The 12,883-nt window shown below is 44.0% G+C and carries 12 protein-coding genes; all 12 read left to right on the forward strand.

The features are described from left to right. The first annotated feature begins 61 nt into the window (after positions 1-61). The 12 genes from OCV96_RS13790 (at position 62) to OCV96_RS13845 (ending at position 12,405) form a co-directional block, all read left to right on the forward strand. Entirely contained in the window at positions 62-385 is a 324-nt protein-coding gene (locus OCV96_RS13790) for a helix-turn-helix domain-containing protein (protein ID WP_005602820.1), read from the forward strand. Between the two features lie 652 nt (positions 386-1,037). After that, positions 1,038-1,460 (forward strand): hypothetical protein, encoded by a 423-nt coding sequence (locus OCV96_RS13795; RefSeq protein ID WP_172606715.1) that lies wholly within the window; start codon positions 1,038-1,040, stop codon positions 1,458-1,460. An 8-nt stretch (positions 1,461-1,468) separates the two neighbouring features. After that, the gene (locus OCV96_RS13800; protein WP_005602809.1) at positions 1,469-1,789 is read left to right on the forward strand and encodes a hypothetical protein; all 321 of its coding nucleotides are present in this window, start codon (positions 1,469-1,471) and stop codon (positions 1,787-1,789) included. Further along, on the forward strand, positions 1,779-1,946 hold the full coding sequence (locus OCV96_RS13805; RefSeq protein ID WP_005602807.1) for a hypothetical protein: 168 nt from the start codon (positions 1,779-1,781) through the stop codon (positions 1,944-1,946). Before OCV96_RS13800 ends, OCV96_RS13805 begins: the two co-directional genes overlap by 11 nt. Next, positions 1,939-2,325 (forward strand): type II toxin-antitoxin system PemK/MazF family toxin, encoded by a 387-nt coding sequence (locus OCV96_RS13810; protein ID WP_005602806.1) that lies wholly within the window; start codon positions 1,939-1,941, stop codon positions 2,323-2,325. The genes OCV96_RS13805 and OCV96_RS13810 overlap by 8 nt, the downstream gene beginning before the upstream one ends. A gap of 77 nt (positions 2,326-2,402) precedes the next feature. Continuing rightward, a complete protein-coding gene (locus tag OCV96_RS13815) occupies positions 2,403-2,651 on the forward strand; it encodes a DUF6870 family protein (protein ID WP_005602804.1) in 249 nt (82 codons plus the stop codon). A 159-nt stretch (positions 2,652-2,810) separates the two neighbouring features. Next, positions 2,811-4,472 carry a recombinase family protein gene (locus OCV96_RS13820; protein WP_005602798.1) on the forward strand — a complete coding sequence of 554 codons (1,662 nt, stop codon included), beginning with the start codon at positions 2,811-2,813 and terminating at the stop codon, positions 4,470-4,472. Continuing rightward, positions 4,473-6,116: a recombinase family protein gene (locus OCV96_RS13825; protein WP_005602796.1), complete on the forward strand. Its 1,644-nt coding sequence runs from the start codon at positions 4,473-4,475 to the stop codon at positions 6,114-6,116. Further along, a complete protein-coding gene (locus OCV96_RS13830; RefSeq protein ID WP_005602794.1) occupies positions 6,116-7,696 on the forward strand; it encodes a recombinase family protein in 1,581 nt (526 codons plus the stop codon). The genes OCV96_RS13825 and OCV96_RS13830 overlap by 1 nt, the downstream gene beginning before the upstream one ends. Before the next feature lie 195 nt (positions 7,697-7,891). Further along, a complete protein-coding gene (locus OCV96_RS13835) occupies positions 7,892-9,097 on the forward strand; it encodes an O-antigen ligase family protein (protein ID WP_118505647.1) in 1,206 nt (401 codons plus the stop codon). Between the two features lie 155 nt (positions 9,098-9,252). Continuing rightward, complete coding sequence (locus OCV96_RS13840; protein ID WP_118669554.1) at positions 9,253-9,945, forward strand: response regulator transcription factor; 693 nt, start codon at positions 9,253-9,255, stop codon at positions 9,943-9,945. A 48-nt stretch (positions 9,946-9,993) separates the two neighbouring features. Then, a complete protein-coding gene (locus tag OCV96_RS13845) occupies positions 9,994-12,405 on the forward strand; it encodes a sensor histidine kinase (protein WP_262594738.1) in 2,412 nt (803 codons plus the stop codon). The last annotated feature ends 478 nt before the right edge of the window (positions 12,406-12,883 follow it).

The following is a 12,883-nucleotide window of genomic DNA, read 5'->3' on the forward strand; positions in this document are numbered from 1 at the left end:
CGCTTACGGTACAATGAATACAGCTTAAGCAAATATATAAGGTGCCGGAAAAGAGTGGAAGGTGTACTACGATATTGTTAATAGTGGAGAAAGAATAAAAGAGTTGCGTGCGGCAAGAAGAATGACAAGACAGCAGCTTGCCGAGCAGATTGGATTGTCAGTGGATGCTCTGCGGAAAATTGAAGCTGGTGTAAATGGAGCAAAAATAGATACGCTGATTAGTATTGCTGAATTGTTTCATATAACGTTGGATTATCTTGTGTGTGGGTGTGAAAGAAAGGCAGAAGTCGATGATCTGCTGGTTGGTCTGAAGGAGAAGGAAGTACAGTTTATCCGGAATATGGTATTAAATGCCGTTGACAATATGAAACTTCTGACAGAATAAAAAAGTCGGATTGCATTTTTGATAATGCAGTCCGGCTTTTTTTATAAGGATTTGGAACAGGTGGGAGTGTTACTCTTAGTTCAAAAGAGTGTCGGTTACTGTAGAAGATGCGTGGTGTCAGTTATACTTTGTTCAGGTTCTGAGAAAAGAGCCGTTGAATATTGAAAACAGAATAGGACACGCATATCCCACGAGCTTATATCGCCTTGTCTATGACAGGGTGGCAGAATCCCATTTCGTGCGATGACTATCCTCAGAGCTGTAGCCGATTATGAGAAACGTAACAGCAGGAGCCTTTAAGGATAAGAGCAGAGGGTTGTGCCTACCGGGTTAGCAGCCGGAGGTAATGAGATAATAAGTGCACCTGAATTTCAGCAAAACGCATTTTCAGAGAGTGGCTACTTTCGTAAGTCCAGATGGGCAGGAAACTACGAAGTGATTGTGGCTGGCAAAGGATATGTTACCCGATACGGGGATGGTTAAGAAACCGGGAAGATAGTATTTTATCTTCCCACACAAACTGATTTGCAGTAACCAGCAGACAACAACGGGGCTTATAAGTACAGAGAGCATTGGCAGGTCAGTTTATGTGAGGAGATAAAGTGTGCACAGGATATCAAATCAAAATAAAAACAGGAATGGAGATTTTAAAATGAATAAAGCAGTTATATATTTTGGAGCAACAGGAAATGAGGCAGCGGATCAGATGGTAATGCAGGTTCTTGAGGAGTATTGCGCTGTGAATGGATATGAGGTGGTTGCAGTCATTTCGGAGAACGCAAGACCGGAGGGAATGACATTTCCTATGAAGTTTGCCTTTGTCGGTATGGCAGAAGTAGAAGATGTTGATGTGGTTGTTACTCTTATGAGTGATATGGTGGGCGATTGTGAAGAAACAATTATGGATAACATCATTATGCTCGGAGAGCACGGCATTACGGTTGAGACAGCAAACGATGATATGGCTGGATATTATCAGAAGATGGAGCAGGCAGGGAAAAAGGAAGATAACGGTATTGTTTCACTTGCTGATTTTATGGCAGTATTTTTCAAGCGTCTCAGAGCCGACAGATAGGAGGCTCTATGAGTAAGTGTTGTGTTATCTGCGTAGGCAGAAATGCCGACAGAGCCGCAGACAGGATAGAAGCATATGCGAAGAAAGCGGATTTTGAGATTGTAGAAACAATCTTTAAAGATACGAAGTCTGTGGAAAGACTTAAATTTTATATCGAAAGAGATTCCATTATCAGTATTCTGGTAAGCAGTATCTATGATGTCTCATCGGATAAAGATGTGGTGAAAGGTATCATGGAACTTGCAGCAGAGCACGGGATCAGCATTAACGACGAGAGCAGGGGCTATGAACCTGCTCTCATCTCATTTGAGGAGGACAATGCCGGATAAAAAGGAATTAAGCATAGTGACATTTTCATCAGAAACCGTGGTGTTTGATGGGAAAGGAGACAGAGTTGTTGCCTGTCCTACGGAACAGGAAGCTGTCGAATATATCCGTGGGCAGGAAATACCAGTTGACAGACAAGGAAGTGAATATTATGAGTGAAATAAGACGGGGCGATATCTGGATGGTTGATTTTGGAGTACCGGAAGATGAGAATGACCACAAGCTGCACGGTATCAGACCAGTAGTGATTGTGAGCAATGACAGTGCAAACAGACACAGCACGGTATTCCATGCAGTACCGCTTACAAGTAAGATTCATAAAAAGACATATCTGCCAACACATATTTTTATCAGTTCGTTTAAGGCTGTTGGATTAAGAACGAACAGTATCGCTCAGTGTGAGCAGTTATGTGATGTGAAAGATACGGACCTGATAGAAAAAATCGGGAAAGTAAGCAAAAACCAGTTAAGACAGATAACAAAAGGTATGCAGATCCAGTTGGGTATGAGTACAAAACATAATAATCCAATTGCATAAATTCCAGCCGGGGCGAAAGCTCCGGTGTTACATAGCCGTCAGCATATCTGGCGGCTTAATTTGATTGGAGGGATAGGATGACAGTTGAACAGTTGGACAAAATATCGGCACAGAGATTAGAAGATGTGGATATTGATACATTGGTGGAAGTAAACAGCATAAAGTACGCTGACGGAATGCCTGTGGAAAAGAAGGTTGCGGGAATGATTGCAAAGACAGGTAATCCGTATTTCCGCAGGTCAGGAAAGAGCAAGATTAAGATTTCATTTTCCGATAATGGGGAAAGCCTGAAAGACAATTATATTGCTATGCTTGCCAATGTATAGAGCAGTCAGCCAAAATTAGGGGTGGAAATTCAGATGGATTTGTGATATCATTACAGACAAATAAGGACATCTAACCCGAAAGGGTATCAATTTCATATTTATGTTTCCATTCCTCTTGATTTGGGACTTCTAACTTAGAAAATCGAAGGAGTGGTGGACATGAACAATTCTAAAAGAATTTACAGAGCAGCCATCTATGTTAGATTATCTAAGGAAGATGGCGATCTTGATGATGTGAGAAAAGCTGAAAGTAACAGTATCTCAAATCAGAAATCCCTGATACTTAATTATTTAAAAGACAAAGAAGATATTGAAATAGTATCAATCCGTGAGGATGACGGCTATTCAGGGGCAACTTTTGACCGTCCGGCATTTAAACTTATGTTGCAGGATGTGAAAGACGGTATTATAGACTGTATCGTTGTAAAAGATCTTTCGAGGTTTGCAAGAGAGTATATCGACGCAGGGCGATACATTGAGCGGATGTTTCCTGCAATGGGGATACGATTTATAGCGATCAATGATGCCTATGACAGTGCAGATACACAGGCACAGGGAAACGAGATAATCATTCCGTTTAAGAATCTTATCAATGACGCTTATTGCAGGGATATTTCCATAAAAATCCGAAGCCACCTTGAAACAAAGAGACAGAACGGAGAATTTGTAGGAAATTACTGTGTCTATGGCTACAAGAAATCTGAGATTGACCATAATGTGATTGTCCCGGACGAATATGCAGGTCATGTGGTACAGGACATTTTCCGCTGGATAAAGAACGGAATGAGCCTTGATGCCATAAGCGATAAGCTGAATGTTCTTGGTATCCTGTCACCTATGGCATACAAACTCAGCAATGGCGAAAATTATAAGACAGCATTTCAGAAGAAAGACGAGCTGCTGTGGACTCCTGTTGCGGTAAGGCGTATCGCAACGAATATTATTTATACAGGAACACTTGTACAGGGAAAATTTACAACACCAAACCATAAGGTTAAAACAAAGATATTAAAGCCACAGGAGAAATGGGCAGTATGCCACAACAATCACGAGGCACTGGTATCTTTAAGGACTTTCCAGATTGTACAGCGTCTGTTGTCAGTGGATATGAGAATGGCACCGGGAAAAGATTCTATCTATCTTTTATCCGGAATAGCAGTATGTGCCGACTGTGGGGCACTTATGACACGAAAGGTGTCTACGGTAAATGGAAAAAAGTATGTTTACTATATGTGTTCCAATAACAAGAAGAATAAGAAGTGCAGCTCCCATAGGATAAAAGAGGCAGACTTGGAAAGCCGTGTATTTGATACCTTGAGGGATATGACAGCAATACTTCTGGATGCAGATGAGGTAATAAAGGAAGCTGGCAATAGTGCCAATTTCAGAATAGACCAGAAAAAGACAAAAGAGAGGATCAGTGCAAAAGAGAAAGAGATAACCAAATACAACCAGATGCTTGTTTCGCTTTATGAGGATTACCGAGATGGAATTGTTGATAAATCAGATTTTGCGATTATCAAGGAGAGTTTTGAGGTAAAAAGAGCAGAGGCGGAAAAGGCAATCGACAGGTTGCAGAAGGAAGCGGAAAACATTGCTGCCGGGATTGAAAGAGATACCGAGTGGCTGGAAGAACACAGGAAATGGAAAACAATGCCTTCTCTTACCCGTAATGTGGTAGTGAGCCTTATACAGTCTGTAAAGGTATATGAGGGCGGTGATATAGAAATCGTACTGGACTGTGACGATGAATACAGAAAAATCGTTGCAAGAGCCGGGGAGCTGGAAAGACAGCATGATGCGGAAAGGCTGGTGGTTTAAATGGCAAGGAAGTCAAGAACACAGCCGAAACAGTCCACGGATACGCTGAAGGCTTTATCCAAAGTGTATAAGACTGCCATATATGTGAGGTTATCTGCGGAAAAAGATGAAACGAGAGACAGAAAAACCCTGATCAATCAGAGAAATCTCATTAAGAACTTTGTGGATCAGCAGATGGACATGGAAGTTTATGACATCTATATGGACGATGAAATTTCCGGTACAACATTCGACAGACCGGAATTTGAGCGTATGATGTCGGATATGAGGGCAGGAAGGATCAACTGCATTGTCGTAAAGGATTTGTCCCGCTTGGGTAGAGATTACATTGAAACGGGCAATCTGGTAGAGCGTGTATTCCCGATGATGAATATCCGCTTTGTAGCGATTACGGATAATTATGATTCCTCAAAGAAAGACGCAGACCTTATGGTTGCGGTCACGAATATAGCCAATGATCTGTATGCTAAGGATATTTCAAAGAAAATATCTGCCAGTAAGCAGGAAGCGATGGAAAAAGGTATTCCGACTGGAAATGTGGCTTATGGCTATAAGGTAGTCTTTAATGAAAATAAAGTCAAGGTAATGGTTGAGGATAAGGAAGCCGCAGATGTTGTAAGGTGGATTTTTAATGAGGCAGAAAAAGGTACACTGCATTCTGTGATAGCGGCAGAACTGAATGCGAAGCATATCCTTACACCTGCCCAGTACAGAGTAAGGCATAATATAGAGAAACTTGAAAAGCTGAGTGGAGTTAAGTGGACTGTTGATACATTGTCACAGATTTTAAAGAATGAAGTCTATATTGGAAGATATGTGACTGGTAAAGACAGGGTATGCCTGTACAGACACGAAAAGAGGCATACTACCAATAAAGATGAGTGGTATGTTTTTGAAAATCATCATATTGCACTTATTGCAAAGGAACAGTTCTATGCGGTACAGAAGAATAAAAGAAAGGTAATAAAGCCAACAAAAAAGCAGACAGTGAATATGCTGAAAGGCAAAATCATTTGCGGCTGTTGTGGAAGCAGTATCCATATTCACCCAGAGAAACACGCAAAGGTTTATCTGTGTACGCATAGAAAAAGATATGGAAAGGATAGTTGTAACTGCCTGCCTGTAAAGGTAGACGATGTATATGCAGCGGTGCTTGCCGTTATAAAAGAGCAGATACAGGTCTTTGTTGACAGGGAAATGATATTAAAGGAACACCACAATGACAGCAGGGTAATCAGACAGGAACAGGTATATACGGAAGCCGTGAATAAGTGTGTCAAGGAAATGGACAGGCTTATGGAATTAAAGAGCGGCTTGTATGCAGATTACACAGAAGAACTGCTTGATGAAAAGGAATACCTGCAACTGAACAGGGAGTATTCGCAGCGTATTGAGAAATTGAAGATACAGGCTGATGAATACAGGCAGGCGGCAAGTCAGTATGAAAGTGCTGAAAAGACCGTTGCCCAGTTAAAAGCTGAAATGCTCCGTTTTAAAGGAAAACGCAAGTTGACGCAGGAAATGGTCGATTTGTTTGTTGCACAGGTACGCATATACGAAAACAAGAATCTTGAGATCGTTCTGAACTATGAAGATGAACTGAAAAAATTCGCAGAACTGAATATGGAAAGAGAGGCAGGATAATGGCTGAGAAAAGAAAATTAGCCTTTTATATCCGTCTCTCTGATGCGGATGAGGAGGTAAAAGCAGGAACAAAAGACGAAAGTAACAGTATTACAGGACAGAGAAAACTCTTGTATGCGTATATCAAGAAAACAGAGGAATTTGCAGGTTTTGAGGTACTGGAATACTTTGATGACGGATATTCGGGAACAATGTTCAATAACAGAGCAGAATTCCAAAGGCTCATACAGGACGCAGAGCTTGGAAGATTTGAATGTATCATAGTAAAAGACTTTTCACGATTTGGAAGGGATTACCTTGAAGTAGGCAACTATCTGGAGTTTGTATTCCCTGCAATGGGAATGAGGTTTATTTCTGTCAACGATAATTATGACAGTGACAGAAACTTTGGTGTTACCGGAGGAATGGATGTAGCTTATAAGAATCTGATTTACCAGCTTTACAGTATGGATTTATCAAGAAAGGTAAAGAGTGCCAGAAGGACAAGAAATCTGAGTGGCGAATACACGGCATCATTTGTCTGCTATGGATACAAGAAAGATCCGGACGATAAGCATAAGCTGATAATAGATGAAGAAGCTGCAAAGGTTGTTGTGGAGATATTTTCACTGATCATTGCAGGATATAATGCAAGTGAGGTTGCCCGCATATTAAATGAGAGAAAAATCCCGACAAGAGTTCAAAACCAGTGGAAGAATGGAATCAATTATGTTCCGGTTCATAATAAAGGGGATTATATGTGGGATAATTCAGAAGTTATAGCGATTGTCCAGAATGAGCAGTACAAAGGAATAATGATCCAGAATAAATGTGAAACTGTTGGTTTTGGAGATAATAAGAAGGTTCGCAAACGAAATAAAGAGGACTGGTCTGTTGTAGAAGGTGCAATACCAAGAATAGTAAGCGATGAAATGTTTGATGAAGTCAATAAAATGCTACGGGTTGAAGCCAGAGGGATTGAAAAGAGTACAAAGAAACGTAAGAAAAATCTTTTTATCTGTCCCTATTGTGGAAGAAAGCTGATGAATTCCAGTGCAGTATGTACACCGAAGCTCCTCTGTCCAAAACGCAGGATGGTAAGGACTGGCGAATGTCAGCAGATTTTTATGCTGAAGTCAGAAGCACAGGACAAGGTGCTGGAAATCACAAAGGAAATCTGTAGAACACTTATACAGGAAGAAGAACTTAAAAGGGCATCAAAGGATAAAAGGAAGGTGACAAGCGATGAGTATTTGATTAGTGAGCTTAAAGCGGAGTATGACAGAATATCAAACAGCACAGTTTCTTGTTATCAGTCATACAGAGAGGGAAAGTACACAAAAGAAGAATATGTGCAGCTAAGAAAAACAAACCAAGAGCTGTTAGCTGATCTGGAGAATCAGATATCAGATTTGCAGGAGAAAGCTGCAAATCAGGAGCCTGACACAGAGGAGAAGATAGAACAGCTAACCCAGTATAGTATGCTGGAACAGTATGACGGAGATGTACTTTCCAACATAATTGATAAGGTGCTCATTTACAACGACAAAGATATAGAGGTTGTGTTTAAGGGTGAGAACTTTATCCGAAATGCAGTGTAGTAAACAAAATGAGTAATACAGAAAGCCAGTAGTGAAAAAGCTGCTGGCTTCTTCTATGGGTAGTAACGAAAAGGTTAATAGTAATAAACTATTCTGTACTTTAAAAATCAGTAAGGATTTGATAGAATATGTACAGAAAAAAATAAAATTTTTTTTGTCCCAGTCTTGACAGATGCAGGGTATCCCGGCTGGTATATGGGGCTGGTGACCCAGGGATTGCTGGTGGGGATCTATTTTGCGGTATCCCGGTATTATGACGGCAGCAGAAGTATCTGGTGGATCGCCGGGATCACAGCGGGAATCGTGACACTGATCGGACTGTTGAACCGTCTGGACATCGATGTGCTGGGAACTTTCCGCGGAATGGAAAACGGAGAATGGAACCGGACCCAGCTGTTGTCCACCATCGGTAACAACAACTGGTATGCAGGCTATATCAGTGTGACGGCAGGTATCTCTCTGGCAGCAGCTTTTATGGGAAAACAACAGGTCAGAGCACTGGGACTGCTCGGGAGCTTTTTGTTTTTTGCATCGGCTATTACTTCCAACAGTACTACAGCTATACTGGCAGCCTGCGGATTAAGCCTGCTGTTACTGTTGCTTTCTCTGCGGAAGAGAGGCCGGCTGCTGCGGGCGTTGGAGATCCTGATGCTTTTACCGCTTTCGGTATTTATGGTCAGGATGTTTTTGCTGTTACATCTGACCGGCCTGGTGCTGGCAGGGGATGCCGAAAAAAGACTTTTTTTTACCCCGGCCTGGTATGTGGTGTTTGTTGTGGAAGTGGCGGTATATCTGATTTTGCAGCTGCGGGAGAGACAGGAGAGAAGTGACCGGCTGGAGAGCGGCCGGGTTTTTCGGACCGTTGTGGGGCTTGCGGTTGCGGTGACGCTGGCGGCACTGCTTCTTGGCTGTCTGCTGGTGGCGGGATATCTGCCCGGCAGTGATAAAGTGTCGGAAGTTGCCAACGGCCGACTGGCACTGTGGAAGGTCACGATTCTTACTTACGGAAAAGAGGGACTCCTGTTTCAGATATTCGGTATGGGCCCTGACAGCTTCTATTATGCGCTCTATCAATGGGGCAGTGATGCCATGGACTGGATCAACCGGGGACTTCTGGACAACAATATCTATTCCAATGCCCACAACGAATGGCTGACCCTCCTGGTACAGCAGGGAATTCTGGGAGTCATTGCCTACGGTGGAATCTTCCTCACTGCATTCCGGAACCTTCGAATCTCCGCAACCAGGGATCCCCGGGCACTTGCAGTTTTCCTCGGCCTCACCGGCTATTTGATCTGCTCACTGTTCACTTTTCAACATGTGTTGTCCACACCCTTTGCCTTTGCTCTTCTGGGAATGGCAGAGGGTGTTTTATGTAAAGTCATCTTAATAAAGTTTTAAAGGTTTTTCCTGTTTTTTATTAATCTGTTATCTGCTACAATAAATTCATCAGCGGGACATCTGTGGACAAAGCAGATGTTCTGGCAGCGTAAGGGAAAGCTCCTTGCGCAGGAAGTGTCCGGGCTGCAGCCACCGGCACAGAAATGAGGGAGAGTATGTACAATATATTGATCTGTGATGATGAGAAGGATATCGTAAACGCGTTAAAGATATACTTAAATGACACCAATTATCATTTTCTGGAGGCTTTTGACGGCGAGGAAGCCGTACATATGGTAGAGACGAATGAGGTGCATCTGGTACTGATGGATATTATGATGCCGAAGCTGGACGGCATACAGGCGATGATCAGGATCCGGGAGAAGAGTAATGTCCCGGTGATCCTGCTGACAGCCAAGGGTGAGGATTCCGACAAGGTACTGGGACTTACGGTAGGAGCGGATGACTATATCACGAAGCCGTTTAATCCCATCGAAGTATCCGCCAGAGTCAAATCCCAACTGCGTCGCTATATGCAGCTGGGTGGAGGTACTGTCCGGCCGGATGTGATAAGAGTCGGTGGTATCGAACTGGATGACAAGGAGAAAAGCGTGATGCTGGACGGCGAGCCGGTGGCGCTGACGCCCACGGAGTACGAGATCTTAAAGCTTCTGATCCAGAATCCGGGACAGGTATTTTCCCCGAAGGAGATCTATACCAGAATCTGGAACGACCTGCCTCTGGGCAGCGAGAATACCGTGGCGGTACATATCCGGCATTTACGGGAAAAGTTGGAAATCAATCCGGCAGAACCCAGATACTTAAAAGTAGTCTGGGGACAGGGATACAAATGTGAGAAGCAGGGATAAGAGCAGGCAGGAGAGCGGAGCAGCTTGGGGAAATAAGGAGACAGGAATATGGATAACATGGAAGAAAACAGCAGGAGCACAGAACAGGACAGAGTGGCAAATCCGGTGGAAGAAACAGTGAGTACGACGGTAGAACCAGCATTGTCAGAGAATAAAAGGGAACGGAAAAAAAGAGAAAAAGCCGAGAAAAAAAAGAATGCACCGGCACAGGGAAACAGCCTGTTGGGCAGCACACTGGCAAAGATCATGGCATTTGTCCTGATGATCGCTGCCGCAATTGCGGGGGTGCTTGGACTCTATGGTACCTGCATGCTTGCAGACAGTGGAGCGTATTCCTCCGGCAAAATGATGTTTATCCATGATCAGCTGTTGTACCGGCAGGTCAATCAGGATCTGTATCGGATACGCGACTGGTATGAGAATGAGAGCTTGCAGACCATGGAAGCTTATTGCAGGCAGCGGAACATCTGGGTAAAGGTGGAGAGCTACGATCTGGATACGGATGAATTTCTGGGAGAATGGAAGAACGAGGATTATGTAGACAAGACAAATGATCTGACTTACCGGCTGGAGTCTCAGGTGCAGCATAGGAATGATAACACCTATATCAACACAGAAACTTCCTCTGTCTCTGATAGTTATGAAAGTTATGGAAGCTCTGATATCATGGAGCTTGAACCATCTGTCAATACCGGGTCTGATGTGGAAAGCATAACGGCAGCGGAGCAGGAAGCCCTTTCCTCCGGCAATCTGGAGAAATATCTGGATCTGGGGGACAGCGTATCCTTAGGTGGAGAGATTTATGTGCCGGTTGAACGGGCGGAACAATATGCAAAATGGATGATCGAGGATGCCTTAAGTGAGACAGAACGGCTGCAGGAAGAGGCTGCAGAGGAAGCATTAGCAGAGCGTAACAAGCGTATTGTGGTTACCCTGACAGCGAATCCCAGCCTGCCGAAGGAAGATGAATATGCCCTGATCTATCATCAGGCAGAGCAGCTTTATGATAACCGAAATGTGATCCCCGTGGTATGCTGTGCGGGAACGGTACTGGCATTCTTATGCTTTATTTTCCTGTTGTGCAGTGCCGGACATAAGAATGGCAGGGAGGGTATTACTCCCAGTGCGATCCATGAGATCCACCTGGATGTGTATACAGTGGTCGTTGCCGTTGGAGCTTTTACCGGTCTGTACCTGGCTTTTGGATGGATCGGTATGAACCCAAGTATGATCAATCTGATCGTTCTGGTGGTACTGTTTGCCGCAGAGGTGATATGGTGTACCCTGTACTTCATGGAGCTGGCGATCCGCCTGAAAATGGGAAAATGGTGGCAGAATACGATTCTGTATAGAGTGTTCCGGTTCTTCGGAAGATTCTGCAAGGGTTTTTTCCGTGGTATTGTGAAATTGATCCGTGGGATTCCTGTGGTATGGAGAACAGTACTCTTGTGCCTTGCAGTCTGCGTGGCAGAGTTTTTCGGTTTAATGCTGTTTTATCACGATACAGGTGTATTACTCTTTTTCTGGGCCATAGAGAAAGTTATTCTGTGCGGTACGATTACTTTTGTGGCATTGATGTGCAAAGAACTGCAGGAGGGCAGTGAAGCATTGTCGGACGGAGATCTGAATCATAAGCTGGATACCTCCCATATGGTATTGTCCTTCAAGGAGCACGGAGAGAATCTGAACCGCATCGGCGAGGGAATTTCCGCAGCAGTGGAGCAGCGGATGAAGAGCGAACATCTGAAGACGGAGCTGATCACGAATGTGTCCCATGACATCAAGACCCCGCTGACTTCCATTATCAATTATGCGGATCTCATCGGGAAGGAAGTGGAAGAGAATGCAGCAACAGAGAATGGTCTGACGGCGGATCCGGATTCCGAAAAGGAACAGCGTCTGTCGGAGTATGCGGAAGTACTGCTGCGCCAGTCCAGGAAGCTGAAAAAACTGTTGGATGATCTGCTGGAGGCCTCCAAAGCCACCACAGGCAATCTGGAAGTACACCCGGAAGTCTGCGATGTATCGGTACTGTTGTCACAGGCGGCGGGGGAATATGAGCAGCGATTCTCTGACAAGAAGCTGGAAACTATCGTAAAACAGCCGGAGGAGACCGTAAAGGTCATGGCGGACGGCAGGCATCTGTGGAGAGTGTTTGACAATCTGCTGAATAATATTTACAAATATGCCCAGGCAGGCAGCCGCGTCTACCTGAACGTGGAGCATGACGGTCAGGATGTGAGAATCATATTCCGGAATATGTCAGCCTTCCCGCTGGAGATGTCACCGGAGGAACTGGAAGAGCGGTTCACCAGAGGAGACAAATCCCGCCACATGGAGGGCAACGGTCTGGGATTATCCATAGCCAAGAGCCTGACGGAACTGCAGAATGGTGATATGCAGATTGTCACGGACGGCGACCTGTTCAAGGTGGTGATCACTCTGCCAGAGACAGAGTAACAGTTGTTCGTTGGATTCGTTGGGTTTACGAATGTAAGTATGTGACAGTACGGATAAGATTTGTAAATTTTCTAAAAATAGTATTGACAAAATAGAAAATAGAGATTATTCTAAGACACATAAACAACATTCATAAGTTTACCAAACCTGTGAGGAAGAGTAGTAAGCCTTAGGGAATTTTACAGAGAGCCGTGGATGGTGGGATCACGGTAAAGGAACTTTCGCCGAATGGACTTCCGAGGCTGGCCCGAGAACAGATCAGTTTTAGGCGTCAGCGGGATTCGGACCCGTTATCAAGCCGATGGATATGATAGTATCCAGAGAGAGTGGACACAATTCGCAGGAATTGTCAAATTGAGTGGCACCACGATGATGAGCAAGAGCTTATTACCGTCTCAAGTGTATAGCAATATACATTTGAGGCGGTTTTTTGTTATGAAAGTCTTTCAATCCACATGACGCTTGTATGCAAATACGA

This window comes from Waltera acetigignens, from assembly GCF_025567015.1.
GTDB lineage: Bacteria > Bacillota > Clostridia > Lachnospirales > Lachnospiraceae > Acetatifactor > Acetatifactor acetigignens.